General features: G+C 71.7%; 28 protein-coding genes and 1 pseudogene. 17 read left to right on the top strand and 12 right to left on the bottom strand.

Annotation, left to right across the window (positions count from 1 at the left end; genetic code table 11):
• Window positions 1-147: 147 nt before the first annotated feature.
• Entirely contained in the window at window positions 148-1,368 is a 1,221-nt protein-coding gene (locus tag BX283_RS35455) for a serine hydrolase (RefSeq protein ID WP_101391488.1), read from the top strand.
• Window positions 1,369-1,446: 78 nt separating this feature from the next.
• Here BX283_RS35455 and BX283_RS35450 read toward each other — a convergent pair whose 3' ends face one another.
• Both BX283_RS35450 and BX283_RS35445 read right to left on the bottom strand, forming a co-directional pair.
• A complete protein-coding gene (locus tag BX283_RS35450; RefSeq protein ID WP_101392781.1) occupies window positions 1,447-2,214 on the bottom strand; it encodes a MerR family transcriptional regulator in 768 nt (255 codons plus the stop codon).
• A 101-nt stretch (window positions 2,215-2,315) separates the two neighbouring features.
• The gene (locus tag BX283_RS35445; protein ID WP_101391487.1) at window positions 2,316-3,698 is read right to left on the bottom strand and encodes an endonuclease/exonuclease/phosphatase family protein; all 1,383 of its coding nucleotides are present in this window, start codon (window positions 3,696-3,698) and stop codon (window positions 2,316-2,318) included.
• A gap of 233 nt (window positions 3,699-3,931) precedes the next feature.
• Between BX283_RS35445 and BX283_RS35440 the strand changes: the two genes are divergently transcribed.
• Window positions 3,932-5,296 (top strand): cytochrome P450, encoded by a 1,365-nt coding sequence (locus BX283_RS35440; RefSeq protein ID WP_180357349.1) that lies wholly within the window; start codon window positions 3,932-3,934, stop codon window positions 5,294-5,296.
• On the opposite strand, the gene BX283_RS35435 is transcribed toward BX283_RS35440, so the two are convergent.
• Window positions 5,288-5,908, bottom strand: coding sequence for a TetR/AcrR family transcriptional regulator (locus BX283_RS35435; protein ID WP_101391485.1), 621 nt, complete (start codon window positions 5,906-5,908; stop codon window positions 5,288-5,290). The two genes, BX283_RS35440 and BX283_RS35435, sit on opposite strands and share 9 nt — an antisense overlap.
• Before the next feature lie 141 nt (window positions 5,909-6,049).
• Between BX283_RS35435 and BX283_RS35430 the strand changes: the two genes are divergently transcribed.
• Window positions 6,050-7,480, top strand: a complete 1,431-nt coding sequence (locus tag BX283_RS35430) for an amidase (protein ID WP_101391484.1) — start codon at window positions 6,050-6,052, stop codon at window positions 7,478-7,480.
• Between the two features lie 124 nt (window positions 7,481-7,604).
• On the opposite strand, the pseudogene BX283_RS35420 reads toward BX283_RS35430, so the two are convergent.
• Window positions 7,605-8,213 (bottom strand): annotated as a pseudogene (locus tag BX283_RS35420) (TetR/AcrR family transcriptional regulator); the annotation flags it as partial.
• 68 nt (window positions 8,214-8,281) lie between these two features.
• Here BX283_RS35420 and BX283_RS35415 point away from each other — a divergent pair.
• Together BX283_RS35415 and BX283_RS35410 are read left to right on the top strand one after the other, a co-directional pair.
• Window positions 8,282-9,109, top strand: coding sequence for a bifunctional 2-polyprenyl-6-hydroxyphenol methylase/3-demethylubiquinol 3-O-methyltransferase UbiG (locus BX283_RS35415; protein WP_101391482.1), 828 nt, complete (start codon window positions 8,282-8,284; stop codon window positions 9,107-9,109).
• 111 nt (window positions 9,110-9,220) lie between these two features.
• Window positions 9,221-9,766 (top strand): FABP family protein, encoded by a 546-nt coding sequence (locus tag BX283_RS35410; protein ID WP_101391481.1) that lies wholly within the window; start codon window positions 9,221-9,223, stop codon window positions 9,764-9,766.
• A gap of 72 nt (window positions 9,767-9,838) precedes the next feature.
• Here the strand turns inward: BX283_RS35410 and BX283_RS35405 are convergent, their stop codons facing one another.
• Window positions 9,839-10,261: an ester cyclase gene (locus BX283_RS35405; RefSeq protein WP_257584085.1), complete on the bottom strand. Its 423-nt coding sequence runs from the start codon at window positions 10,259-10,261 to the stop codon at window positions 9,839-9,841.
• A gap of 113 nt (window positions 10,262-10,374) precedes the next feature.
• Window positions 10,375-10,545, bottom strand: coding sequence for a hypothetical protein (locus BX283_RS40880; protein WP_180357348.1), 171 nt, complete (start codon window positions 10,543-10,545; stop codon window positions 10,375-10,377).
• 591 nt (window positions 10,546-11,136) lie between these two features.
• Here BX283_RS40880 and BX283_RS35400 point away from each other — a divergent pair.
• Genes BX283_RS35400 through BX283_RS35390 form a run of 3 tightly spaced genes read left to right on the top strand, consistent with a single transcriptional unit; the run spans window position 11,137 to window position 14,946 of the window.
• The gene (locus tag BX283_RS35400; protein ID WP_257584084.1) at window positions 11,137-12,915 is read left to right on the top strand and encodes an AMP-binding protein; all 1,779 of its coding nucleotides are present in this window, start codon (window positions 11,137-11,139) and stop codon (window positions 12,913-12,915) included.
• Complete coding sequence (locus BX283_RS35395; protein WP_101391479.1) at window positions 12,896-13,336, top strand: thioesterase family protein; 441 nt, start codon at window positions 12,896-12,898, stop codon at window positions 13,334-13,336. Before BX283_RS35400 ends, BX283_RS35395 begins: the two co-directional genes overlap by 20 nt.
• Window positions 13,333-14,946: a class I adenylate-forming enzyme family protein gene (locus BX283_RS35390; RefSeq protein WP_101391478.1), complete on the top strand. Its 1,614-nt coding sequence runs from the start codon at window positions 13,333-13,335 to the stop codon at window positions 14,944-14,946. The genes BX283_RS35395 and BX283_RS35390 overlap by 4 nt, the downstream gene beginning before the upstream one ends.
• Window positions 14,947-15,001: 55 nt before the next feature.
• Here BX283_RS35390 and BX283_RS35385 read toward each other — a convergent pair whose 3' ends face one another.
• A complete protein-coding gene (locus BX283_RS35385) occupies window positions 15,002-15,433 on the bottom strand; it encodes an arsenate reductase ArsC (RefSeq protein ID WP_101391477.1) in 432 nt (143 codons plus the stop codon).
• Window positions 15,434-15,535: 102 nt separating this feature from the next.
• On the opposite strand from BX283_RS35385, the gene BX283_RS35380 reads away from it, so the two are divergent.
• The gene (locus BX283_RS35380; protein ID WP_101391476.1) at window positions 15,536-15,850 is read left to right on the top strand and encodes a helix-turn-helix transcriptional regulator; all 315 of its coding nucleotides are present in this window, start codon (window positions 15,536-15,538) and stop codon (window positions 15,848-15,850) included.
• A gap of 43 nt (window positions 15,851-15,893) precedes the next feature.
• Window positions 15,894-16,649 (top strand): MIP/aquaporin family protein, encoded by a 756-nt coding sequence (locus tag BX283_RS35375; protein ID WP_101391475.1) that lies wholly within the window; start codon window positions 15,894-15,896, stop codon window positions 16,647-16,649.
• Between the two features lie 9 nt (window positions 16,650-16,658).
• Here the strand turns inward: BX283_RS35375 and BX283_RS35370 are convergent, their stop codons facing one another.
• Window positions 16,659-17,024 (bottom strand): helix-turn-helix transcriptional regulator, encoded by a 366-nt coding sequence (locus BX283_RS35370; RefSeq protein ID WP_101391474.1) that lies wholly within the window; start codon window positions 17,022-17,024, stop codon window positions 16,659-16,661.
• 105 nt (window positions 17,025-17,129) lie between these two features.
• On the opposite strand from BX283_RS35370, the gene BX283_RS35365 reads away from it, so the two are divergent.
• Window positions 17,130-18,485: an NAD(P)-binding domain-containing protein gene (locus tag BX283_RS35365; protein ID WP_257584083.1), complete on the top strand. Its 1,356-nt coding sequence runs from the start codon at window positions 17,130-17,132 to the stop codon at window positions 18,483-18,485.
• A 23-nt stretch (window positions 18,486-18,508) separates the two neighbouring features.
• Here the strand turns inward: BX283_RS35365 and BX283_RS35360 are convergent, their stop codons facing one another.
• Window positions 18,509-19,345 carry a carboxymuconolactone decarboxylase family protein gene (locus BX283_RS35360; RefSeq protein WP_101391472.1) on the bottom strand — a complete coding sequence of 279 codons (837 nt, stop codon included), beginning with the start codon at window positions 19,343-19,345 and terminating at the stop codon, window positions 18,509-18,511.
• A gap of 105 nt (window positions 19,346-19,450) precedes the next feature.
• Here BX283_RS35360 and BX283_RS35355 point away from each other — a divergent pair, with 105 nt between their 5' ends.
• The 4 genes from BX283_RS35355 to BX283_RS35340 all read left to right on the top strand — a co-directional run bounded on the left by BX283_RS35355 (window position 19,451) and on the right by BX283_RS35340 (window position 22,996).
• Complete coding sequence (locus tag BX283_RS35355) at window positions 19,451-20,017, top strand: thiol:disulfide interchange protein DsbA/DsbL (RefSeq protein ID WP_101391471.1); 567 nt, start codon at window positions 19,451-19,453, stop codon at window positions 20,015-20,017.
• Between the two features lie 200 nt (window positions 20,018-20,217).
• Window positions 20,218-20,850 carry a DUF4956 domain-containing protein gene (locus BX283_RS35350; protein ID WP_101391470.1) on the top strand — a complete coding sequence of 211 codons (633 nt, stop codon included), beginning with the start codon at window positions 20,218-20,220 and terminating at the stop codon, window positions 20,848-20,850.
• Window positions 20,847-21,692, top strand: coding sequence for a polyphosphate polymerase domain-containing protein (locus BX283_RS35345; protein WP_101391469.1), 846 nt, complete (start codon window positions 20,847-20,849; stop codon window positions 21,690-21,692). The genes BX283_RS35350 and BX283_RS35345 overlap by 4 nt, the downstream gene beginning before the upstream one ends.
• A 68-nt stretch (window positions 21,693-21,760) precedes the next feature.
• Window positions 21,761-22,996: a HAMP domain-containing sensor histidine kinase gene (locus BX283_RS35340; RefSeq protein ID WP_101391468.1), complete on the top strand. Its 1,236-nt coding sequence runs from the start codon at window positions 21,761-21,763 to the stop codon at window positions 22,994-22,996.
• A 63-nt stretch (window positions 22,997-23,059) separates the two neighbouring features.
• On the opposite strand, the gene BX283_RS35335 is transcribed toward BX283_RS35340, so the two are convergent.
• Window positions 23,060-23,248, bottom strand: coding sequence for a DUF6381 family protein (locus BX283_RS35335; RefSeq protein WP_101391467.1), 189 nt, complete (start codon window positions 23,246-23,248; stop codon window positions 23,060-23,062).
• 223 nt (window positions 23,249-23,471) lie between these two features.
• Between BX283_RS35335 and BX283_RS35330 the strand changes: the two genes are divergently transcribed.
• Both BX283_RS35330 and BX283_RS35325 read left to right on the top strand, forming a co-directional pair.
• Entirely contained in the window at window positions 23,472-23,756 is a 285-nt protein-coding gene (locus BX283_RS35330) for a hypothetical protein (protein ID WP_143676541.1), read from the top strand.
• A gap of 122 nt (window positions 23,757-23,878) precedes the next feature.
• Window positions 23,879-24,280 carry a hypothetical protein gene (locus tag BX283_RS35325; protein ID WP_101391465.1) on the top strand — a complete coding sequence of 134 codons (402 nt, stop codon included), beginning with the start codon at window positions 23,879-23,881 and terminating at the stop codon, window positions 24,278-24,280.
• On the opposite strand, the gene BX283_RS35320 is transcribed toward BX283_RS35325, so the two are convergent.
• Together BX283_RS35320 and BX283_RS35315 are read right to left on the bottom strand one after the other, a co-directional pair.
• Complete coding sequence (locus BX283_RS35320) at window positions 24,166-25,083, bottom strand: amidohydrolase family protein (RefSeq protein ID WP_101391464.1); 918 nt, start codon at window positions 25,081-25,083, stop codon at window positions 24,166-24,168. The genes BX283_RS35325 and BX283_RS35320 overlap by 115 nt on opposite strands.
• 33 nt (window positions 25,084-25,116) lie before the next feature.
• The gene (locus tag BX283_RS35315; protein ID WP_101391463.1) at window positions 25,117-26,046 is read right to left on the bottom strand and encodes a RimK family alpha-L-glutamate ligase; all 930 of its coding nucleotides are present in this window, start codon (window positions 26,044-26,046) and stop codon (window positions 25,117-25,119) included.
• Window positions 26,047-26,056 lie beyond the last annotated feature (10 nt).

Genomic DNA, 26,056 nt, shown 5'->3' with positions numbered 1-26,056 from the left:
CCGGCGGTGCCCACCCGCGCGTACGAGGGCCGATCGGGTGGATCACCGTGGTTTCACCCGTCTCACCCGCCCGACCGACACGGCCGCGAGCCTCTCATCGCAGACGATCTGCTCGGCAGACGAACGGAAGATGAGAGAGGCCCGACCATGAGAAGACCCTCCCTGTCCCGCCGGTCGAAGGCGGCCCTCGGACTCGCCGCGGCGACGCTCACCGCCGTGGGACTGCTCCCGGCGACGATCGCCCCCGCTCAGGCCGCGCCACCCGGCGGCACCTCGGCCCAGGGGGGCGAGGACCATCTGTACCCCCGCAACGAGCTGAGCCCCGAGCTGCGGGCCAAGCTCGACAGGGCGGTGCGGGACGCCATGAAGAAGGCGGGCATCCCGGGTGTCCAGGTCGGCGTGTGGCTCCCCGGCAAGGGCAGCTACGTCCGTGCGTTCGGCGTCGCCGACAAGCGCACCGGCGCGCCGATGACCGACGACATGCGGATCCGCATCGGCAGCGAGACCAAGACGTTCACCGCCACGGCGGTCCTCGAACTCGTCGACGACGGCCGGGTCCGGCTGGACGACCCGATCTCCAAGTACGTCAAGGGCGTCCCGAACGGACACCACATCCGGCTGCGCGACCTGCTCGACATGCGCAGCGGCCTGTTCCCGTACAGCGCGGACAACGACTTCATCCACGACTTCCTCAGCAACCCCCAGCGCGTCTTCACACCGAAGCAGCTGCTGGCCTACGGGTTCAAGCACCCCAATGTGTTCGCGCCGGGCGCCAAGTTCCAGTACTCGAACAGCAACTACATCCTGCTCGGCCTGGTGATCGAGAAGGTCACCGGCCGGAGCGTGCGGGACGTCATCGAGCACCGGGTCCTGCGGCCCAGCCGCCTCGACGACACGCTCTTCCCCCAGGCAGCCGAGTTCCCCCGCCCGCACGCGCACGGCTACACCAACCAGACGCTCTCCGGCAAGGTCGTGGACAGCACTCACTGGAACCCGAGCTGGGCCTGGTCGGCGGGGGCGATGATCTCCGACCTGCATGACCTCAAGCACTGGGCCAAGGATCTCGCCACCGGCACCCTGCTCTCGCCCGCCACCCAGGCGGAGCGTCTCAAGGTGCTCCCCACCGGCACCCCCGGCGCGGGCTACGGGCTGGGCATCGTCAACGTCAACGGATGGACCGGCCACAACGGTTCACTGCCCGGGTACGAGAGCCTCACCGTCTACCTGCCCGAGCAGAAGGCGACGCTGGTCGCCCTGCTCAACACGGACATCCTCTACAAGGGCCAGGAGCCGAGCACCGTCCTCGGCACGGCCATCACGCAGGTCATCACCCCGAAGCACATCTGGGGCCTGGAGCCGCAGCGCTAGAGGGCCGCCGCGGCGGGCGGGCCGGGCGTGTGCCCGGTCCACCCGCCACGCGAAGCACCTGGGCGTGCCGGGCGCCGGTCAGTCCAGCCGCGCGTCGGCGTAGAAGACCATCGCGTCGCGCTGGTAGACCGCGAGCCCGTCGGCGATCTTGTCGAAGTTCGCCCGGAACCGCGGGTCGTCGACGTAGGTCTGGGCCAGTCCCTTGTACGCGGCCGCGTTCGGGGTCCAGAAGCGGCAGACGCCCTGGTAGTGGACGTCCACTTCGGCCTGCACCTCCAGATGGCCGACCGGTGTGCCGGCCACCATGAACTCCGCGAAGCGGATCATCTGTGCCGTCACCTCGCGCTGCCACCGCTCGGTGTCGTCGGCCGTCATCGTCTCGACGGCCTCCCGGGACTCCTCCCAGGCCTGCGGCCACCTCTCCCGCACCTCGGCCTCGGTCTCGGCGGTGGTGGGCTCGAAGCCCTCGAACAGGTTCTCCGGCCTGTTGATCTTCGCCATGGTGGTGTCGTCCTCGCCTTCCTCCAGTTCGGCGATGGTGCGGCCGACCGTGCGGGCCAGCGTGTCCAGCCGGTTCCGCTCCGCGAGCAGCCGTCGGTGGTGCTCGCGGAGCACCGCCACCTGGTCGATCTGGCTGTCCAGGACCGCCTGGATCTCGCGCAGTCCGAGGCCCAACTCCCGCATCAGCAGGATCTGTTGGAGCCGCAGCAGATCGTCCTCTTCGTAGTGGCGGTGCCCGTTGCCGCCGATCCAGGCAGGCGGCAGCAGACCGATCTCGTCGTAGTGCCGCAACGTCCGGGACGTCACCCCGGACATCCGGGCCACGTCCGAAATCGACCAGGCCATCGCCTTGCCTCCCATCGCCGGGCCGGTCTCTCCGGCCACACCGAGGACAGTAGGAGTTGACGCTACGGCAACCGCAAGCCGCGGCTGAGGGGACATACCGACTACAGGGTGAGCGTCCCCCACACCGCCCGGTGGTCGGAGGAGCCGGTGTCCGCCGCGACGCCGCAGCCGCTCCAGGTGCCCCCGCCGAACAGGTAGTCGATCTTGCTGACGCCCGCCGTCGGCCGGTTCGGCGTCGCCGAGTGCGCGTCGCACTCCTCGTACGCGGAGTACAGCGTGCCCAGCACACCCGTCGAGGGCGCGGCGTTCAGATCGCCGCCGAGCAGCGGCCGGTAGCCGGGCAGGGACGCCGCCTGGCGCAGGGCGTCCGCCTGCTGCGGCTGGTAGACGCGGTCGGGGTCGTCGTAGCCCTCGCCGCCCGTGCTGAAGTGCGCGGCGCACACCTCCGCGGCCCAGGACGCCACCGTGGCGCACAGCGCGGTGCGCTGCTCGAAACCGGGCGGGGACGGCAGCTCGTACGCCCGGTACCAGGTGTTCTCCTCGGGCACGGCCAGCGCCACGCCGTACGCTCCCCGGTCCGCTCCCGACGCGTCGGGCCGGCAGTTCTTCCGCGCCTTGATACCCGTTCCGGGCACCTGGTACTGGACCGGCGCGAACCGTACGTCCCAGCCGCCGCCGAGCTGCGTCTCCAGCGCCAGCTCCACGGGCTTGGCGAACTTCTCGCAGAACTCCTCGAGCAGGATCACGTCGGGGCTCCCGGCGGCCTTCGCACGTGCCACGATCTGGTCCGCCAGCGGGCCCGCCGCCGTGTGGTAGAAACCGCAGTCCTTGTTGTTGTCGGCGCACACGTTCCAGGTCATCGCCTTGACGGCGCGCGCGGACGCGGCCGGCGGCGGGGGCGGGTCGGCCGGAGCGGCCACGGCCACCAGGCGGAAGCGCTCCCAGGAGTTCACCGCCGTGGCGCGGGCCTGGAGCAGCCCGTCGCCGGTCGCGCTCGCGTCGGCGGACACATAGCGCTCCTGCGTACCGTCGTGGTAGCGCAGGGCGTAGACGTCCGCGCCGGACTGCGGCTGCGGCACGAGCTCCAGTTTCTCCCAGCCGCCGGGCGGCCCGTCGGTGCGGGCGCGCAGCTTCCCGTACCGGCCGTCGGCTCCGGCGCCGAACTCCGCCGCCACATAGGCGCCGTTGGCCTGCGACCGCAGGGAGACGGTCGCCCCCTTGGCCACGTTGTCGGTGTGCAGGGTGAACTGCTCGGAGATGCCGGGGCTGTCCGCCCGGGCGTGCAGCTCATCGGTGTTCGACGACTCCACCGAGACGTACTTGCCGGTGGCGAGCGAGAGCAGCTCCCACTGCTGCCCGGCCGACTTCGTGGTGTTCGGGGGCGTCGGTGCGGCCGCCGTGGCGGGCGCACCGAGCAGAGCCGGCAGGACCGCCCCGATCAGCGCGGCGCCAAGCAGCCGCGGTATACGCAGACGATTTTTCATACCGGGAGGATAGAGAACCGGTGAGGTGCACCTGCCAGGGCGTACGGGTGCCCGCTCCCGGGCCCGCCACCTGCGCCTCCATGCCCGCCGCCCGGGGGCTGTTGCCCGTGCGCACCGCGCCCTCGCGGGCTGCTTCGCGCCGGGTTCCCGTACGTGGACGGGGGGAGGATAGTCGGAAGCCGACGGCCTGCCGCGCACCGGGCCCGGCATGTCCTTCCTGGAGGTGTCCTGCTGTGACCACCACCCCCTCACGGGCGCGCGCCGGTGCGGCTCCCGGCAGGCTGCCCCTGCTCGGCCACGCCTGGCAACTCCACGCCCGCCCGCTGGAGTTCCTGTCCTCGCTGCCGGCCCACGGGGACCTCGTACGGATCGGGATGGGGCCCTGGCCAGCCTATGTCGTCTGCCGCCCGGACGCGGCGCACCAGATGCTCACCGACTCGCGGACCTTCGACAAGGGCGGCCCGTTCTTCGACAAGGCACGGGTGCTGTTCGGAAGCAGTCTGCCCATGGCCGGGTGGCGCGAACACCGCTGGCAGCGCCGCCAGATGCAGCCCGCCTTCCAGCCCGGCCGCATCGACGGGTACGCGGTGGTGATGGGCGAGGAGGTGGACCGTATGACCACCTCCTGGAAGCCCGGCCAACGGCTCGACGTCACCGCCGCGCTCACCACCCTGACCCTGCGCATCGTCACCCGCAGCGTGCTGGCCGCGGAGGCGGAGGACTCGGCGGTGGCCGAGGTGCTGGAGAGTCTGCACACGGTCATCGACGGGATCTACCAGCGCGTGATGCTGCCGCTGGGGCCGCTCTACCGGCTGCCCACCCGGGGCAACGTGCGCTACCGCCGCGCCTGTACGCGCCTGCACCGCGCGATCGACGACATCATCGCCGCCCGGCGGGCCGCGCCCGGCGAGGACGACCTGGTGTCGATGCTGCTGACCGCCCACGACGACGACACGGGCGAGCCCATGTCCGACGAGGACATCCGCGACCAGCTGATGGTGATGATCGGCGCCGGTTTCGAGACCACCGCCAACACCCTCGCCTTCGCGATCTGGTTGATCAGCCAGCATCCGAAGGTACGGGAGCAGCTGCACGCCGAAGTGGACGCGACGCTGGCCGGGCGCACCGCCACCCCCGCCGACCTGGAGGGTCTGTCCTACACCCAGCGCATCATCCACGAGGTGATGCGGATGTACCCCGCGGGCTGGTTCTTCACCCGAGTCACCACGACCGACACCACCCTCGCCGGACACCCCCTGCCCAAGGGCACCGCCCTCCTCTACAGCGCCTATCTGCTGCACCACCAGCCCGATCTGTTCCCCGACCCGGAGCGTTTCGACCCCGACCGCTGGGCCGCCGACGGGGCCGACGCCCTGCCCCGGGGCGCGCACGTGCCCTTCGGGGGCGGCAACCGCAAGTGCATCGGCGACCAGTTCGCCCTCACCGAGATGACCCTCGCCCTGGCCACGGTCTGCGCCCGCTGGGACCTGACACCCGACCCCGAGGCCACCCTCCAGGTGCAGGTGCGCGGCACGCTGGGACCGGGTCCGCTCGACATGCTGTGCACCGCCCGCAACACACCCGCGGGTTCAGTCTGAGCGGGCGTCCCGCGTGGGCCGCTCCCACAGCCGGGCCAGGTGGGTGTGGAGGACGTCCTGGGCCTGGCGCGCGGTGAGGTGGCCGATGAGGACGTGTGCGGTGAGGCCGTCGGCCAGGGCGAGGAGGGCGCGGGCCTCGTGGTGCGCGTCGAGGGGCACCACATACGCGCCGCTCTCGTCGGCCTCCGCGATCAGATCGGCGAACGCCTCGTGCAGGGCCGCGTAGTTGGCCTTCAGTGTGCCGGCGAGCGCCTCGCTGACCGCCGCCTGGGCGACGAAGGCGAGCCACACCCTGGCCTCGGCCCGGTGTTCCTCCCGCAGAAGTGAGACCTCGGTGGCCGCGTGGCCCAGAGCGGACGCCGCCGACTGGGCCGGGCTTCGCACGAGGCGGGCCCGTACGCGCTCGGCGACCCGCTCCGCGACGGCCCCCAGCGCGAACACCAGCATCTCTTCCTTGGTGTGGAAGCAGCGCTGCACCGCGCCCATCGACACCTGCGCCCGGGCGGCGACATCGCGCAGGGTCACGCCCTCCAGGCCGCGTTCGTCCGCGAGTCGGCACACGGCCTCGGCGATCACCTGGCGTCGACCTTCGTGGTCCACCTGCCTGGGCATGCCCGCCCGCCTCCGTCCGCCGTGCCCGCCGCCCGCCGCGGCTGTGGCGCTTCGCCCACCTTATTCGATGCGCTCGCATCGGTACTCGGGCTATTGTTCCGATGCAACCGCATCGGAACGACCGTGGGGAGAGTGCGCAGCATGCAGGACACGTGGTGGCAGAGGCCGGCGACGGCACAGGCGGCAGCGGTACACGGTGGCGAGGTGTCGGCGGCCGAGCTGGTCGAAAGCCATCTGGAGCGCATCGCCGCCGTCAACCCGCGGGTGAACGCGGTCACCCAGCTCCTGGCGGAGCGCGCCCGCGAGGCCGCGGAGCGGACGGACCGCAGGCGGGCCGCGGGGGACGTGCTGGGGCCGCTCGCGGGCGTGCCGTTCACGGTGAAGGAGACCACGCCGATCGCGGGCGTGCCGACGACGTTCGGTGTGAAGCGCTTCCGCGATCTGGTCGCGGCGGCCGACGCGCCGCCGGTGGCCCGGCTGCGTGCCGCCGGTGCCATCCCGATCGGGCACAGCAACATGCCCACCTTGGTCCTGGCCGGGATGCACACCCGCAGTGAGCTGTTCGGCGACACTCTCAATCCGTGGGACCACGGCCGCACGCCCGGCGGCACCAGCGGAGGCGACGCGGTGGCCGTCGCCACGGGCATGGCGGCGCTCGGCCTCGGCAACGACTCCGGCGGGTCGATCCGGGTCCCGGCCCAGTTCTGCGGGGTGGCCGGGCTGAAGCCGACCACCGGACGCTTCCCCGCCGACCACCGCGTCCTCGGGCCGGACGACCCGGGCCCGGCCTCCCAGATGCTGGTCACCGACGGCCCGCTGGCCCGGACCGTGGCCGATCTGCGCCTGGCGTACGAGGTCCTGGCCGGGACCGATCCGCGCGACCCGCGGGCGGTCGCGGTGCCCGTGTACGGCGAACCGCTGCCGGGGAAGGTGAAGGTGGCCGTGGTGGCGGACCCGGGCGGCCACGGCGTCCACCCGACCGTCGCGGCATCCGTCCAGACCGCCGCCGACGCGCTCCGAGACGCCGGATACGAGGTGCGCGAGGTGCCGGACGTACCGAGGCTGGACGAGGCCCTCGAAGCGTACGGCCGGATCACCGCGACCGAGTTCGCCCCGAACTGGCCGATGGTACGCACGCTCCTGGGCCCGGGCGGCGACCGCTACATCCAGATGGCGATGGAGCGCACCCCGCCGGTCACCGACCCGGCCGAGGTCATGCGCCTGATGGGCACCTGGATGAACATCCGCCGCTCATGGGCGGAGTTCCTCACCGAGTACCCGCTCGTGCTCGGCCCGTCGTTCACCGAGCCGCCGGTCGAGCCGGGCCTGGAGTCGCGCGACCGGGCGGGCCGCGACCGGGTCGCCTCGGCGATGCGCCTGTGCACAGCGACGAGCTTCGTCGGCATACCGGCGGTGGCCGTACCGACCGGCCTGACCGACGGCCTCCCCTGCGGGGTGCAGATCATCGGCCGCGCGTTCCGCGAGGACCTGTGCCTGGACGCGGCCCAGGCGATCGAGGACCGGCTCGGGGTGCTGACGCCGGTGGGGCCGGATAGGGGCGGGGTGGGCTGACCGGACTCCGCACGGGCAGGGCTGGCAAAATCCCTCGACGCGTTCCTGAGACGGGTCGACCGGTAGGGGGCAAGTACCGTGTGGGCACTGCCCGTTACCGGGTCTTCCGGGATCCCTCTGGCCGGGGCGAAGAAGCGGGAGACGACGTCGGTACGGCCGCGGCGATCACCGAGGTCACCACCTTGCGGACCTCCTCCGGCTCGGGAGGGGCGCCTTGGCGCCCCGCGAATAGCAGGTGCCCGGTCCCGATCAGCGTGAGCGCAAGCGTGTCGACGTCGGCGTCCGGCGCGATGCGGCCCAGGGCTCGTTCCGCGGTGAGGTAGGAGGCGAGCATGGACGTGGCCTCGGCCAGTACGGGGACGCCCTCCGGCGTGGACCGGCGCAGCCGGGCCCGCAGTTCGTCCCGGAAGGTGACGAGCCCGACGATCGCCACCGCGACCGAACCGAACACCTCCGTCAGTGCACCGGCGAGATGATCCGCGACCGCGCCGGTCCCGGCGGCCGCACACAGAGCGTCGCACTGGCGGCCGATCCGGCCGACCCGGTCCCGTACGAGCTCGACGAGGAACGCGTCGAAATCGGCGAAGTGGCGGTGCAGCACACCCTTGGCGCAGCCCGCCTCCTCGGTGACCGCTCTGCTGGTCAGCGCGTTCGGGCCGCCCCGGAGCAGAACGCGCTCGGCGGCCTCGAACAGCTGCCGGCGCGCGTCACGCATGGCCACGCCTGTCGGCATATCCCCATCCCTCGCTTCCTCAGAGCCCGCCCGTTGACGAGTGGGCACGTGCCCACCATAGTGGGCGCATGCCCACTTTACCGCCGGAGCGACGGCGTTCCCCCGGGCCCGAGGCCCATCAACTGCGCGATGCCGCCGAGTCGTTCGGCTCCGATGCCGAGCGTTACGACCGGGCGCGGCCCCGCTATCCGGACGCCCTCCTCGACCGGCTCGCCACCCGGGGCGCCCGCGTCCTGGACGTCGGCTGCGGCACCGGTATCGTCGCCCGGCAGTTCCGGGCGGCGGGCTGCGAGGTGCTCGGGGTCGAGCCCGACGCGCGCATGGCCGAGGTGGCACGCCGACTCGGGGTCGAGGTCGAGGTGGCGACGTTCGAGGCATGGGATCCGGACGGCCGGAAATTCGACACGGTCGTCGCCGGACAGGCCTGGCACTGGGTGGACCCGGTCGCGGGGGCGGCGAAGGCCGCCGAAGTGCTGCGGCCCGGCGGGCGACTGGCGGCGTTCTGGAACGTATTCCAGCTCCCGCCCGAAGTGGCGGAAGCCTTCGCCGCGGTGTACCGGCGGGTGTTGCCGGACTCTCCTTTCAACCTGGACGCGCTGACGAAACAACCCCTGGACGGGCAGCAAACGTTGCTCGTCAAGGCCGTCGACGGAATACGCGGGACGGGTAGGTTCAGCGAGCCGGAGGAGTGGCGCCACGACTGGGAGTGGTTCTACACCCGCGACGCATGGCTGGACCAAGTCCCCACCCACGGCGCCCTCACCCGCCTCCCGCCGGACAAGCTGGCCGAGATCCTGGAGGGCATCGGGGCGGCCATCGACACGGTGGGCGACGGATTCACCATGCGCTATACGACGGTGGCCGTCACCGCGACGCGTACCGCCGAAGTCCGGTAGCGGTGCGGCGAACCACGGACGGCCCACAGCCCCACACCGCGCTGCCGACGGAGCACCTAGGCTGCACCGGTACCGGCCCGCCCGCCGATCCCGACCCGAGGAGCGCACACCGTGTTCGACCCCGTACTGGACAACCCGTATCCCGACAGCCTGCGGAGCGACGACGTGCCCGCGCCGCACGAGTTGCTCGCGCCGGTGCTCGGCCTCCTCGGGACCTGGCACGGCCGGGGTCAGGGCGGGTATCCGACGATCAGCGGGGACTTCAGCTACGCGCAGGAGGTCACCTTCAGCCACGACGGCCGCCCCTTCCTGCGTTACGAGGCGCGGGCCTGGCTGCTCGGCGCCGAGGACACCCCGCTGCGCCCCTCCGCCCGGGAGAGCGGCTGGTGGCGGCTACAGCCCGACGGCCGAGTGGAGGCGCTGATCACCCAGCCGACCGGCATCGCGGAGATCGCGGTCGGTTACGCGGGCGAGAACACGGTCGACCTCTCCACCCACCAGGTGGCCCTCACCCCCACCGCCAAGGAGGTCGACGCCACCCGCCGCCGGTACACCCTCACCGACGACGACGACACGCTCACCTTCGTCCACGACCTCGCGGCGGTCGGCCAGCCGCTCCAGCATCACCTCTCGGCACGCCTGCGGCGCAAGGCGTAGCCGCGAGGAGCCGGGCAATACGAACACCGGCTCGTCAGCCTGGCTCGTCAGCCCGGCGGCCCCGCGGGCGCCCTAGACCTGCGGCCAGTCCCAGCCGAGCTGAAGGAAGAGGCCGAGGCGGTCGCTGACCGCCCGGATCTCCGCGATCCTGCCCTCGACCAGCGTGAAGATCCAGATGGCCTCGACGTCGAAGCTCCGGCCGGTCGGCTCGGGCATCCGGGGGTGGGTGCCGCCGTGGACACCGCGCTGGGTGACCCGGGCGACCACCCGGTCCCCCTCCCCGATCAGTTCGTCGACGCGGACGGTGAGTGGGTCGAACGCGGCGAGCTGCTGGCGCAGCCCCTCGAACGCGGCACCCGGCTCGTCGGCCTCACCGTGGATGATCTTGTTGTGGTCCACGACGTCGTGCGCCATGAACCGGGGCAGGTCCTCCATCCGACGGTCGCTGACCGCCTCGAAGAAGCCCCGCACTGCCTTCTTGTTGTCGTCCACCACGACAGGCCCCCCACATGATCGTCTACTGGCGGGGTGAGCCTAGACGCACGACCGGCCGCCCCGTCAACTCGCGTCGGCGGGGCAGCCCTCGGCCCACTCCCTCCCACGATCGGTCAGTTGTGCCCGAACTTCCGTGGCTGCTTGTGGGAAACCTCCTGCGGGGCCGGACGCGTCACGTCCTGCGGTGCGGGCGACCTGGTCGGCTCCTTCGTCTCCGCCGTCGCACTGCGTTCGTGGCCACCGGTGCGGGCGCCGCGGTTCTGCCGGGTCTGCTTCTTGCCCACGACGAATGCCTCCTTCAGGGGGGCCTCGGAGGATGAATGCCACCAGGTTCGCACATGCGTACGAAGATCGCATTCCGGGCATACGTCGGGTTCCCCCAGGGAGGGGAGGTCGCTGGAAGCCACCTCGGCCGACCTGCGAGGAGCTGAACGTCGCCCAGGGCGTCGCCAAGGCGGGATGCCGGGTCTTCCGGACCGCCCCTGAGTGACTCACCGTTCCAGCCGGTTCGCCGTTCCGGCCAACCCGCCACCGTGCTCAACTCACCTCTGTGGGACGCGTTCCAGCCAGATACCCCTCCCCAGGGCCTCACCCTCCGCGTCATTTTGCAATCCCTAAACTGCGGGATTACGCGCCGCGTACGAAGCGCCCTAGCGTGTCGGGGACGGCACATGCCCCCCGCTCCCGACCACCTGCCCCCCACTCCTCCCGTAGCGGCAACTCCGCGCCACGAGGGGAAGGTACGCGCGTCCGTGCACGATCAGGCCAGCACCGTGCACGCATCGTCAAGGCAATCCCGCTGCCGTCGGCCGTTGAATAAGGCGTCAGCCGACCGGAAGTCACGCCGACCGGACGTCACACTGAAGGGCAGGCAGTTGAGCACCCCATCCCCCTTTCGCTCCCCATTACCGTCCTCCGCCCCACCATCCGCATCCCCGCAGGTCGGCACCGCACACCTCGACACCTTCGTCCAGGACCACCTGCCGCCCGCCGCCCTCCAGCCGGACATGCTGCTCGACCTGCCCACACTCCGCTTTCCGCCCCGGCTGAACTGCGCGACCGAGCTCCTCGACGGCCCCTCGGGTCCGGCGGACCGCGCGGGCCGACTCGCCGTGCTCTCGCCGCACGGGGTGCGCTGGACGTACGCGGAACTCCTCGCCACCGTCTCCCGCATCGCGCACGTACTCACCGAGGACATGGGCCTGGTGCCCGGCAACCGGGTGCTGCTCAGGGGCGCCAACACCCCGATGCTGGTGGCGATCTGGCTCGCGGTGGTGCGGGCGGGCGGGGTGGTGGTGGCCACGATGCCGCTGCTGCGGGCCAAGGAGCTCGCGTACGTGATCGACAAGGCCCGTATCACCCACGCCCTGTGCGAGTCCGCTCTCCGCGCCGAGCTGGAGTCGGCGCGGACCGACGGGAGCCCGCTGCGGACGATGTACTTCCTCGACGGGGCCCGCGGGGACTGGGACGCGGCGGAGGATCCGGGCACGGACCTCGAAGCGGCCATGGCCGACCACTCCGACTGGTTCCCGCCCGTCGACACCGCCGCGACCGACCCGTGTCTGATCGCCTTCACCTCCGGCACCACGGGGATGCCGAAGGCGACCGTGCACTCCCACCGCGACGTGATGGCGGTGTGCCGCTCCTTCCCCCAGCACGTACTGCGGGCCACGAGCGACGACCGGTTCATCGGCACCCCCTCGCTGGCGTTCACATACGGCCTCGGCGGGCTGCTGCTCTTCCCCCTGCACATCGGCGCCTCCGTGGTGCTGCTCGACCGTGTCTCGCCGCAGCAACTGGCCCGCGCCATAGACGAGTTCCGCGCCACCGTCTGCTTCAGCGGCCCGACGGCCTACCGCGCCATGTGCATGGACCCGGCCGCCCCGTACGCCATGTCGTCGCTGCGCGAGTGCGTCTCGGCGGGCGAGCCGCTGCCGCCGGTCACCCGCAAGATGTGGAAGCAGCGCACCGGCCACGACCTGATCGACGGGCTCGGCTCCACGGAGATGCTGCACATCTTCATCGCGATGCGGGGCGACGAGGCCGAGACCCGGCCCGGCGCGCTGGGGCGCCCGGTGCCGGGCTACCTCGCCGCGATCGTCGACGACGCGGGCCGCCCCCTGCCGTACGGCGAGGTCGGCGCGCTGGCCGTCAAGGGGCCCACGGGCTGCCGCTATCTCGACGACGACCGCCAGGTGGACTACGTACGCAACGGCTGGAACCTCACCGGCGACGCCTGCTGGGCCGACAAGGACGGGTATCTCCACTACCACGCCCGGCTGGACGACATGATCGTGTCGGCCGGGTACAACATCTCGCCGGTCGAGGTCGAAGGCACGCTCCTGACGCATCCGGCCGTGCGGGAGTGCGCGGCGGTCGCCGCTCCCGACGACGAGCGCGGCGCGGTGGTGCAGGCCCATGTCGTGCTCGCGGCGGGGTACCTTCCCTCCCCCGAACTGGTCCTGGAACTCCAGCAGTTCGCCAAGGTGGAGATGGCGCCCTACAAGTATCCGCGCGTCATCGCCTTCTGCGACGCGCTCCCCCGGGCCGGCACCGGGAAGGTCCAGCGCTTCCGGCTGCGCGGCACCCCCGCCGAGGACTCCGACCCGTCGGCCGAGCTGGAAGGGGTGAGCGGTGACCCTGCTTCCGCCTGAACCGGGCCCGACCGGATTCACCCAGCGCAAGCGCGTCTTCTTCCATCACTGCGATCCGGCGGGAATCGTCTTCTACCCGCAGTATCTGCTGCTCATCAACGAGGTGCTCCAGGACTGGTTCGAGACGGGGCTGGACGTCGGCTATGCCGGACTCTTCGCCGACCGCCGGATCGGCATCCCCACCGTCCGCCTCGAATGCGACTTCCTCGCGCCGAGCCGGCTCGGCGACCCGCTGGACATCACGCTCACCGTCGAGCGCATCGGAAAGTCGTCGTTCGAGCTGCGTTACGAGTGTGCCGGGGCGGCGGGACAGGACGTGCGCGCCCGGATCCGCGCGGTGCTGGTGACCACCTCGCTCGACGGACACGGCCCGATCCCCATTCCCCAGGACATCCGCACAGCGATGGAGCGTTACACATGACGACCGACCGCACGGACGCCACCCGCACCCACGCCCCGCAGGGAACGGATCCGCTCGGCCTGATCGGGACCGACGGGCTCGGCGCCGGCAACTTCTTCCGGCTGGCGGCAGCGGCGGCGAGCGAGACGACCGAGACCGTGATCGAGCTCGACCAGCCCTATCGCGCTCCCACCGGGTCCGTACACGAGAGACTTTCGCTGTCGGCGCTCGACGAGCTCACCGACCGGGTGGCCGCCGGGTACTACGCCGACGGCATCCGCCCCAAGGACCCGGTGGCGGTCTTCGTCACGGAGAGCGTCCGCTACCTCCTGCACTACATCGCGCTGACGAAGATCGGCGCGATCCCGGTGTTCGTGAACAGCTCGCTGCCCCCGGAGATCGCGGCGCGGTTCATCGAGCACGTCGGGGCGGCCGCCGTGGTCTCCGACCCCGAGCGGCTCGCCGAGGACCGGCTGCCGATCACGTACTACACCGAGGAGCCGTACGGTCAGGGCTCTTTCAAGCTCTTCACGCACGAGGACGACGACCCGGTGCTGATCGCGCACACCTCCGGGACCACGGGCATCCCCAAGGCCGTGCAGTTCAACCACAAGGGGTTCTTCTTCGGGGTCAAGCAGCAGATCGGGGCCGACCTCGGCACCCGCATCCTGTCCGCCCTGCCGCAGAGCCACGCGTCCGCGATCTCCGTACTGATGTCGGCGGTCGCCCGCCGCGCCACCACCCTCCTCGCGACCCGCCGGGGCCCCGAGGACATCGCCCTCGCCGTCCAGGAGTTCCGGCCGCACCTGGTCGCGGGCTTCCCCAAGACCTTCGTGGACCTGTGCCATGTCGACCTGGACGCGTACGACCTGTCCTCGGTCGCCCGGTGGATGTCGACCGGCGACGCCAACCACGAACGGCACATACGCAAACTGGTGGCGCGCGGCAACCACGTCGACCGGGACGGAAACCCGCAGCCCGGTTCGCTGTTCATCGACAACTTCGGCTCGTCCGAATTCGGCTTCGCCATGTTCCGTACGGTGCACACCCCCACGAGCGACCGCTACCAGCGGTGCATCGGACGGCCGTTCGCCTGGGTGGAGGTCGAGATCTTCGACGCCGACGACGAGCCCGTGGCGAACGGGACGGTGGGCCGTCTCGCCCTCAAGTCGCCCACGATCACGGGTGGTTACTGGAACAACAGCCTGCTCAGCGAGAAGAACCGGATCCAGGGCTACTGGCTGACCGGCGACCTCGCCTACCGCAGCGACGACGGCCTCTACTACCACGTGGACCGGACGACGGACCGGATCACCACCGTCAACGGCGTCCTCTACAGCGCGCAGGCCGAGGAGCTGATACTGCGTCACTTCCCCGATCTCGTCGACTGCTCGATCGTCGGGGTGGAGAGCGGTGACGGCGACAGCCAGGTGCCCGTCCTGACGATCGACGTGCCGTCCTCCGAGGCGGAGTTGGCGGACCTTCGGTCACGTATCAACGCCCTGCTGGCGGAGCGGAGCTGGCCGCCGATCGAGAAGATACTCGTCAAGGGCGCCGACGAACACGTGGGCGTCACGGGGAAGGCGCTGAAGCGCAGCATGCGGGTGGCGTTCGCGGACGCCGAGCACTGAGGCACACGGCCGTTCCCCCACCGGGAACGGCCGTGCGTCGCGCACTTCCAGGCTCTCAGGCCGTGGGCCCCGGCGCGATCTCGGAGATCAGGCCCTCCACCAGGACCCTGATCTCATCGCGGATGGGGCGCACGGCCGCCACGCCCTGACCGGCCGGGTCGTCCAGCTTCCAGTCGAGGTACCGCTTGCCGGGGAAGACGGGGCAGGTGTCGCCGCAGCCCATCGTGATGCACACGTCCGACTCCTTCACCGCGTCCACGGTGAGGATCTTCGGGACCTCTGCGGAGATGTCGATGCCGACCTCGCGCATGGCCTCGACGGCTGCCGGATTGACCGCCTCGCCCGGGTTCGAGCCCGCCGAGCGGACCTCGACGCGGTCCCCGGCCAGATGGGCCAGCCAGGCGGCGGCCATCTGGGAGCGGCCGGCGTTGTGGACGCAGACGAACAGGACGGAGGGCCTGCCGGAGGAGGTGGCGGCCGAGGACATGGCGCCTGCTTTCGACTTCGTTCGTTCGCGGTCGGGAGTCCGGGAGCCGTTGGGATCAGTACGTACTGGCATCAGCTCCGAATGATGTGACAGTATCAGCCCATGATGACGTCAGTCGACACTGATCTGATTCGGGTGCTGGCCGACCCCCTCAGACTCCGGATCGTGACCCTGCTCGCCCGCGAGACGCTGTGCACCACGCACCTCGTGGAGGAGACCGGCGCCAAGCAGACCAACCTCTCCAACCATCTGAAGGTGCTGCGCGAGGCCGGGGTCGTCGACACGGAGCCGTGCGGACGGTTCACCTATTACCGGCTGCGCCCCGACGTCATCGAGACCCTCGCCGGTCAGTTCGCCGACCTGGCCCAGAGGGCGCGGATCACCGCCGAGGCGAACCTCAAGCGGTCCTGCCCCTAACCTCTCGCGCCCCCGCGTTTTACCCGTACGTACGAGGAGAACCTTGACCGCCACCGAGCCCGTCGGCACCGCCCCCGTGACAGGTGCCGACGCGCGCCAGCCCGAAACCGGCGCCGCCCCGTTGGCGGCCAAGGCCGCCGCCGAATTCACCGGTACGGCGGCCCTCGTGGCGGTCGTCGTCGGCTCCGGCATCCAGGCCACCGCGCTCACCCATGACGTCGGGCTGCAACTGCTGGCCAACTCGATCGCCACCGTCTTCGGCCTCGGCGTGCTGATCACCCTCCTCGGCCCGGTCTCCGGCGCCCACTTCAACCCCGCGGTCACCCTGGCGCAGTGGTGGACCGCCCGGCGCGACGGCGCCGGGGTCGACGCCCGCGAGGTGGCCGTGTACCTGTCCGCGCAGCTCACCGGCGCGATCGCGGGCGCGGTCCTGGCGGACGCCATGTTCGGGGTGCCGCTGGTGAAGTGGTCCACCCACGACCGCTCCGCCGGACACCTGCTGCTCGGCGAGGTGGTGGCCACGGCCGGGCTGGTCCTGCTGATCTTCGGCCTGGCCCGCACCGACCGCCTCCGGTTCGCCCCGGTCGCGGTCGCCTCCTACATCGGCGCCGCGTACTGGTTCACCTCGTCGACCTCGTTCGCCAACCCGGCGGTGACGGTGGGGCGGGCCTTCACTGACACCTTCGCGGGCATAGCACCCGGCTCGGCCCCGGCGTTCGTCGGCGCCCAGCTGGCCGGGGCGGCGGTGGGGCTCGCCCTGGTCGCGCTCATCTTCGCCCGGCCCACGCCGACCGCCTGAACCAGGGAGTCAGCGCGCGGCGGCGCCGAGCAACTGCCCCATCGCCGCCAGCACGCCGGGCTCGACCCGGTAGTACACCCACGTCCCTCGCCGCTCGGAGCTGAGCAGTCCGGCGTCCTTGAGCTTCTTCAGGTGATGGGAGACGGTCGGCTGCGAGACGCCGACGTCGGAGATGTCGCACACGCACGCCTCCCCGCCCGCATGCGAGGCGACCAGCGAGAACAGCCGCAACCGCACCGGATCCCCGAGCGCCTTGAACATCGTCGCGGTCCGCTCGGCCTCCTCCGCCGTCAGCGGCCGCTCGGTCAGCGGCGGGCAGCACGGGACCCCCGGCTCGTCGAGGACCGGCAGCTCCACCACTCGCTGATTCGACATACGTCAATATTGACATCCATCAATGCAAGGAGCAAGCTCGAAGACGTCCAGGATATTGACAAACGTCGATACAGGCGATCGGCGCACCCCTCAGCGGAGCACCCCATGAGCGCGAACCCCATGAGCGAGCACCCCACCCTCCCGGCCGTGGTCATCGGCGCCGGACCCGTCGGCCTGGCCGCCGCCGCCCATCTCGTCGAGCGCGGTATCGAACCCCTGGTCCTGGAGGCCGGGCCGGCCGCCGGAAGCGCGGTGCGCGAGTGGTCGCACGTACGCCTCTTCTCCCCCTGGGTCGAGGTCGTCGACCCGGCCGCCGAGAAGCTCCTCGCCCCGACCGGCTGGACCCGGCCGGACGGCGCCGCCTGCCCCACCGGCGGCGACTGGGCCGCCCGCTACCTCCAGCCGCTGGCCGACGCCCTGGGCGGCCGGGTCCGCTACGGCGCCCGCGTCACGGGCGTCTCCCGCACCGGCCGCGACCGCGTGGTCGACGCCGACCGCGAGCGGCAGCCCTTCACCGTGCACGTCGTGAACGCCGACGGAGCCGAGGAGCGCCTGCTCGCCCGCGCCGTGATCGACGCCTCCGGCACCTGGTCCACCCCCGGCCCCCTCGGCGGCGACGGGCTCCCGGCGCCGGGCGAGCGTGCGGCCGCCGACCGGATCTCGTACCGCGTCCCCGACCTCAAGGACCCTGCCGTACGGGCCCGTTACGCGGGCAGGCGCACCGCGGTCGTCGGCTCCGGCGCCTCCGCCTTCACGGCGCTCGCCTCCCTCGCCGCGCTGGCCAGGGAGACCCCCGGTACGCACGCCGTGTGGATCCTGCGGCGCGGTATCTCCGGCTCCACCTTCGGTGGCGGGGAGGCGGACCAGCTGCCCGCGCGCGGCGCGCTGGGCCTCGCCGCCAAGGCCGCTGTCGACGACGGGCACGCCGACGCGGTCACCGGGTTCCGCGTCGCCGCCGTGGAGCGGGCGGCCGACGGGCTCGTCCTGGTCGGGGACGACGGCCGACGGCTGGATCCGGTCCACGAGGTCATCGGCCTGACGGGCCTGCGCCCGGACCTCTCGTTCCTCCGTGAGCTCCGGCTCGCCCTGGACGAGCGCCTCGAAGCCCCGGTCGGGCTCGCGCCGCTGATCGACCCCAATGCGCACTCCTGCGGCACCGTGTACCCGCACGGCGTCAAGGAGCTCTCCCACCCGGAGAGCGGCGTCCACCTGGTCGGCATGAAGTCCTACGGTCGCGCCCCGACCTTCCTCGCCCTGACCGGCTACGAGCAGGTCCGCTCCGTCGCCGCGGCCCTCGCGGGCGACCACGAGGCCGCCGCACGCGTCGAGCTCACCCTCCCGGAGACCGGGGTCTGCGGCGGCGCGGGCCTGTTCGACGAACCCGAGGGCGGGGCGTCGGGTGGTTGCTGCGGCACCGCCGCCGACACCCTCCGGATCGGCGCGGCCTCGCCGGGCTGCTGAACTCCCTTGCCCGGCAAGGCGGTTCAGCCCTCCGAACGCTCCGCGAACACCTCGCGCGCCGCCGCGATCCCGTTGAGGGCCGCGGGGAAACCGGCGTATCCGGCCATCTGCGTGATGACCTCGACGACCTCCTCGCGGGTGCCGCCGACGTTGAGGAGGCCGTGGATGTGCACGCGCAGCTGAGGGGCCGCGGTGCCGAGGGCCGTGCACATGGCGACGGTGGCCAGCTCGCGGGACTTGAGGTCGAGGGCGGGACGGGAGTAGACGTCGCCGAACGCGAACTCGATGATGTAGCGCCCCAGGTCGGGCGCGATGTCCTGGAGGGAGGCGACGACGGCGTCCCCCGCGTGGCCGTCCACCTCGGCGAGCTTGGCGAGGCCCCGCTCGTACCGCTGGTCGCGCTCGCCCGTGTCGGTCGGCTCATAGGCGAGCCCGGGCCGCGCGCGGAACGCGTCGCGCGCCACCGCGATGCCGTTGAGCGCCGCGGGCACACCCGCGTACACGGCGGTGTGGATGAGCACCTCCACGACCTCCGCCGGGCTCACGCCCACGTTGAGCGCGCCGTCAATGTGGAAGCGCAGCTGGGCGGGGGCCGTGCCCATCGCGGCCAGCGCGGCGACGGTGGCGAGCTGGCGCTCGTGGAGGGTGAGCCGGTCGTTGGCCATGAGCTCCCCGTAACCGAAGGAGACCGTCATCCGGCCGAGGTCGGGGGCGATGTCCGCAGTGCTGTCGAGCACGGCGGGCCGCTCCTTGCCGCCGACCTTGCGCAGCAGCGCGAGGCCGCGCTCGAAGCGCTCGTCGGCGGTCGTGGCGGCGGGAGAGGCGGGGGAAGCGGTTCCGGAGTTCTGTGCGCTGTTCATATGACCGAAACTAGAGGCTGGAGCGCACTCCAACGCAAGCGGACCGCCCCGGCGAAAAAACGGCCCCGGCCAAGGCGGCGGCTCTCAGGTGAGGAAGAACGACGTATGGCAGACGAGATCGTGTCGGGCGGGCAGTACGTGGAGCTGTCTCCACCCGCCCCGAGGACCACGGCCGGCACGGTCGAGGTGTGGGAGTTCTTCTGGTACGGGGACCCGCACTCGTACGCCATCGAGCCGACCGTGCGCCGCTGGGCGGGCAGGCAGACCGGGGTGACGTTCGTCCGGGTCCCGGCTCCCTTCGGCGGGCCGTGGGACGGCCACGCGCAGATGCACTTCGCACTCGAAGCCCTGGCGCACGCCGACACCGCGACGATGCGGGCCGTGTACGAGGCCGTCCAGCACGACGGGAAGCGGCTGGCCGAGCCCGACGAGCAGGCGGACTTCCTCGCCCGGCTCGGCGTCGACCGCGCGCGGTATCTGGCGGTCCTCAACTCCTTCGGCGTGAAGGGGCAGTTGGCCGCCGCCAAGGCACAGGCGCTGCGAGCCGGTGTCCAGGGCGTCCCCACCTTCCTCGTCAACGGGAAGTACCGGACCGACCTCAAGACCGCGGGCAGTGCCGCGGACCTGGTGCGGGTGGTCGAAGGGCTCGTGGCCATGGCGCGTACGCGATAGCCGGGGCGCCACCGGCCGCCTCAACCAGCACTGACCCCCGTCCGGCAAGAGCGCCGAACGCGACACCTGCCGCGCGGTATCGGACAAATACCTCCCGGCCCCGTCAACGATCCGTGTTGTTCAACGCCAAGTCGCCGAATGTTCACCCTCCGTACTCCTAAAGTCTGGATGTCTCACCACGTACTCACAGGAGCGGAGCCATGGACTCGTTGCGTCACCTCACCGCGCATCTCGGTCTCGACCTCACGGCGATATGTCTGCTGACCTTCGTGATCTACTACCCGAGACACCGGCGGCGCGACCTGGTACCCGCGTATCTGTCCCTGAACGTGGCCCTGTTCACCATCGTCGCGGCCCTCGCGGAAGTCGGCGGCAGCGGTGGCACGGCGATCGGGTTCGGGCTCTTCGGCGTGCTGTCGATCATCAGGCTGCGCTCGGACGCCGTGCAGCACGAGGAGGTGGCGTACTACTTCACCACCCTCGTCCTGGGCCTCCTCTGCGGGCTGCCGCACCTGGCGTTCGGATTCGCCGCCGCGCTCAGCGCCGTGCTCCTGCTGGTCGTCTACATCGCCGACCACCCGAGGCTGCTGTCGGGAGTGCGCCGCGCGGTCATCACCCTCGACGCCGTGCACAGCGACCCCGCCGCGCTCCGCGCGGACCTCGCGCTGCGGCTGGGCGAGCCGCTGCACTGGTCGGTCATGGAGGTCGACTTCGTACGCGACCTCATGGTCCTCGACGTCCGCTACCGCGAGCCCGGCGCGGGCGCGGCCCGTCGGCGGTCCTCCGGCGCCGAGGCCGTGCGCCGCGCCGAGCCCGTCCTGGACGCGGCATGAGCACTGACACGTTCACCGCCGACACCTGCGCGCCCACGTCGGCGGCCGTGCGGGCCATCGAGGAGGCGGCCCACCGGGCCCGTCCCATCTCCCTCGCCGAGCTGAACGAGCGGTCCGCGCTGCTCGCCCGCTTCGACCGCAGCTATCTGGTGCCCACGACGACGTTCCTGCGTGTGATCGGGCAGCTCACCCGGCCGTCCCAGCACGGCGAGCCGTTCCGGGCCCTGACCATCGACGACCGCCGCGCCTTCCGCTACCACTCCGTCTACTACGACACCCCCGAGCTCCGGTCCTTCCACGACCACCGCCAGGGCCGCCGCCTCCGTTTCAAGATCCGCGAACGGCTCTACGCGGACAGCGGCGAGCGGCAGTTCGAGATCAAGCTCAAGGGCGGCCGGGGCGACACCGTCAAACACCGCAGCCCCCTGACGGGCACGGACACCCCGCTGGACGACGGTCCTCGGGCGTTCCTCGCGGACACCCTCCACCGCGCCTACGAGATCGCGCCTCCGCCGGTCCTGCGCCCCTCGCTCAGCACCGACTACCTCCGCTCGACGTTCGTGGCCGACGGCCGCCGTATCACCTGCGACGCCGGGCTGGTCTGCGTCGATCTGCGCACCGGGCGGACCGCGCGCTGCGACAGCGGCCTGGTGCTCGTCGAGACCAAGTCGGCCGAACACCTCACCGAGGCCGACCGCCTGCTGCACGCCCACCGCGTACGGCCCGCCGTCTTCACCAAGTACTGCGGCGCCCTCGCCGTGCTGCGCCCCGCCCTGCCCGCCAACCGCTGGCGCCGCGCCGCACACCGGGCGTTCACCACCGACGGGGCGGCCCCTCCATGAGGCCGCCGGACCGCGTTCCGTAGGCTCGGGCGCGAACTACCGCTCCACGGGGGACAAGGCCGGCGAAAATGGGACTGCGACTCAAGATAGGCCTCACGATCACCGTGACCGCCACCCTCGCGGCGGTGGTCACCGCGAGCCAGGTACCGGTCCTGCTCACCAACCGCGAGTGCGACGTCCAGCGCGAACGCCTGCTGTACGCCGCCCGGCTCACCGAACAGCAGGGCAGGCCCACCCTGGGCCTGGAGGTCGACCCGCCCGGCCTGCCCGGCCCGCTGCGCGCGAAGATCCTCGGCGGCCACCCGGCCACCTATGTGCAGAGCACCGACCACGGAAACGTGATCTGGGCCGCCGAGGTGTCGCGCGACGGCACCGTCCTCGCCATCCGCACCCCCTCCAACGGCCTCAGCGACGAGGTCGAGCGCGTCATGTGGCAGTCCGGCGCCGTCGGCACCGGTGTCGCCACCGTGATCGGGCTCGGCCTCGCCACCCGGTTCGCGAGACGGCTGCGCCGGTCCGCGCGCAGCGCCGAGCAGATCGCGGACGGCGACCTGACCGCGCGGCTGCCGGAGACCGGCCGGGACGAGATCACCACCCTCACCCACGCCGTCAACGCGATGGCCGACGCGCTCGCCGCCCGCCTCCGGGCCGAACGCGAAGTGACCGCGAACATCGCCCACGAGCTGCGCACCCCGGTCGCCGGGCTGATCGCGGCCGCCGCACTGCTGCCGGACGGCCGCGCCGAGAACATGGTGAAGGAACGGGCGGGCCGGCTGCGGGACTTGATGGAGGACGTCCTCGAAGTGGCCCGGCTCGACAGCGGCACGGAGGCGGCCGAGTCGCGGTGGGTGGAGCTGAGCGCCCTGGCCCGGCGGGTGGTGCGAGCGGCGGCCGAGGGACCCGCCGCCACCGACGGGACCGCCCCGGACGTGCGCGTCGAGGTCGTCACCGACGCCACCGTGGAGACCGATCCGCGCCGGGTGGAGCGGGTGCTGACCAACCTGGTCACCAACGCCCTGCGCCACGGCGCCGAGCCCGTCCTGGTCGAGGTCGACGGCCCGACCGTACGGGTTCGGGACCACGGCACGGGTTTCCCCGAGCACCTCATCGCCCAGGGCCCGCAGCGCTTCCGTACCGGCGCGGAGGGGACGGGTCTGGGCCTGGGGCTCACCATCGCGACGGGCCAGGCCGCGGTGCTGGGCGCGTGCCTCACCTTCGACAACCCCGCCGGCGGCGGCGCGCGGGCCACGCTCGCCCTTCCCGGCACACTCGCCCTTCTGGGCACAGCGGAAGCCGACCGGTGACACCGCGCTCCCGTGTTCACGGGAGTGGTGTCCACCGGCCGGCTTCCTACCGCGCGGGGAGCGTCACATCGGGTCGATGCCGCCGCTGCCCGTCTGGTCCGTCTTCTTGCTCTCCTCCTGCAGCCGACGCGCCTTCTCCTTCAGCCGGTCACGCTCCGCCGGGTCACTGGCGCGCTCCGCGGCCTGCTCCAGCTGCTCCGCCTTCTGGCGCATCTGCCGGGAACGGCCGCCGGACTCGTCTGCAATGCTCATGATCACTCCTGAGATCTGTGGGGGGAGCGGACGCCACCAGGGAACCAGCGCCGCCCGCACCGCGCATCCGGAACGGTCACGCACCGCTATCCCCGCAGGACAGGCACTCGTACGGCGCCGGGCGGGATGCCCGGCGCAGAAGGGCGTGCTCTGCTGGCCCTGGGTACGGACCGCCACCGTGGCGGTGGGGAGGCAGGAGACCCGTTCCGCGGAGGAGAACCCGATGGCGATCTTGATGCAGATCGAGCTGCCCGGTGTGACGACGGACCAGTACGACGCCCTCAACTCCAAGCTCCAGGCCCTGTCCGGCAACACCTTCGAGGGCTGCCTGGCGCACGTCTGCGTCCCGACGGGCGGAGGTGTGCAGATCACCGACCTGTGGGAGTCCGAGCAGCACATGCGGAAGTTCATGGAGATCGTGACACCGCTCGCGACCGAGGCCGGACTGCCCCAGGGCCCCGAGCCGAAGATCTCCCAGGTGCACAACCACTTCGTACCCGGCACCTAGAACGTGGAGGTCGGCGGCCCGTAACTCATGATCCTTCCCCTGCGTTGGTCCGGTGGGCCGGACGCGTCCGGCCCGGACAGACAGCAGCCGTCCGGACCCAGGCGCCGGGCCAAGAGGAACGCATGAGGTCGCTCACCGTGCACACCATCACCAAGAAGATCGTCGCGGGAATCGGAACCGCCGCCGCGGCGCTCGGCTGTGTCATCGCCGCCGGGCCGCCCGCGGCCGCGGCCGGCAAGTGGTGCAACAACTCCGTCTGCATCGAGACGTACGACATCGGCACCTATCTGGGCCGGGTCGAGGTGTCGGTGATCAACACCAACCAGCCGCACCGCATCAGGGCGCGCGTGTGGACCACCAACGGCTGGAGCGCCGACACCAAGGTGGAGGACGTCGCCGCGTTCCGCACCTACCGGGACCAGGCGTACCCCCAGCGCCACTTCCCGCCGGGCACCCGGCTCTGCGCGGAGGGCTTCCGCGGCGACTCCAGTGTGGGCCTCCCCTGCGTCACGATCACCAACTGATCTTGCTTGTACGGCGGTTCAGGGCTGTCGTACGTAGACCGCCCTGCCCTCCTTGATGGTCCGGAGCACCCGGATGCCCTTGATCGGCCCTGACCGCGTCGAGCGGTGTCACCCGGTGGCACGGACACCTCCGCGTCCTTCAGGTGCTCGGCCAGCGAGACGTCGGGGTAGGCGACCACGTCGATGTCCAGCAGCCCCTGCGCCGCCGCCGATTCGAGCACCTCCAGGTCCTTGAGGGACATCACCCGCCCGTCCTGCGCGGTGGTGAAGCCGTAGGCGGCCATCGCCCGCTGGCCGAGCAGGACCAGCCGGATCCGCTCCTCGTCGTCGAAGTCCTTCGCCGACAGCCCCCAGGCGTGGAAGAAGGCGGCCTCCTCCAGGACGCCGTTGGGCTCGGTACTGCCGGGCCGCCTGCGGATGACTCCACCCTGCGGGTCCGGCGAGTCCGCGTCGAACCCGAGGAGTTCGAGGGCCTTGCTGTTGACGGCGCCCAGATGGCTGGACTGGTGGATGACCAGTACGGGCCGGTCCCGGGACACCTCGTCCAGGTCGTCGCGGGTGGGGTGCTCCCGGCCCGCCGATTGGGCGTCGTCGTAGCCGAAGCCGACAATCCACTCCCACCGGCCGCCGCTCTCGCTCGCCGTCCACGCCTCCAGCTCCCGTCGCAGCGCGGCGATGTCGTCGACCGGGCCGTCGGGCGGAGGCAGCAGGTTGGCCGCGCCCGCCTGGAAGCCGATCAGTGACACATGGCTGTGCGCGTCGACGAAGCCGGGCAGCAGGGTCCGCCCGCCGAGGTCCACCATCTCCGTCCCGGGGCCCGCCGGCGCGCCGACCGGTCACAGCATGGCCAGGTGCGCCTCCACGTACGGGACCGCCACCGACTCCGCCGGGTGGGCTGCGCCGAGCATCGGGTGGACGTTGACCTCGAAGACCGCACCGCCGTTCTCGGCGGCGAGGTCGACGCCGCCGAAGCGCAGCCCCACGGACTTCGTGGCGGCGACGGCCAGCTCGCAAAGGTCCACGGGCAGTTCGTCCACCGGCATAGGGGTGCAGGCCGCGCCCTGGGCCTCGTTGCAGGGCACGTCGGGGCGCGCCTGGACGTGTTCGCACGCCTGCACGGCGCGCCCGTCGAGCACCGACACGCGGAACTGGTGGCGCTGCCCGGCGGCGTTGAAGTTCCCGGCGTCCCGCGAGATCAGCCAGTCCTGCCCGGAGTCGGCGTAGCGGGCGAGCGCCTGGAAGAGCTGCTCGAACGTGGTGATGTGCACGACGTCGTTGCCGCAGGTCCCGAGCGCGGGCCGGGCCCAGACGTCGCGGCCGAGCCGGTCGAACGCGGTGGCGGCCGCGTCCACGCTCGGCCGTGTCAGGGTGACGGTCTCCATGTGCGGGATGCCGTGGAGCGCGAACCGCGCCGTCGTCAGGTTCTTGTCGGTGGCCGCCCGCCAGGCATCGGCGTCCGTCCCCAGCGAGACCGTCCCATGCCGTCGCAGCAGCCGCTGGAACGGCTCGAAGCGGCGGCGCTCGGGCGGCTGGACCTCATAGATCAGCACGGCCGACGGGGTGACCGCGATGCCCTCGGCGGGGACCTCCAGGCGGACCGCGGAGTCCGTGACGTGCGTCCGGCCCGCGCCGCCGGTCAGGAAGTGCCGCGCGTCGACCAGCACCGGCGGCCGTCCCGTGAGCAGCTCGACCGCGGCGGCCAGAGCGGCGCGACTGCCCTCCGTCGAGCTGTGATCCGTCATCAGTACGATCTCGCGGTCACTCATCCCGGCTTGG

It is taken from the genome of Streptomyces sp. TLI_146 (assembly GCF_002846415.1).
In the GTDB taxonomy this organism is placed as follows: Bacteria; Actinomycetota; Actinomycetes; order Streptomycetales; family Streptomycetaceae; genus Streptomyces.
The sequence above is the reverse complement of the archived record's forward strand: the minus strand, read 5'-3'. Positions and strand labels throughout refer to the sequence as shown.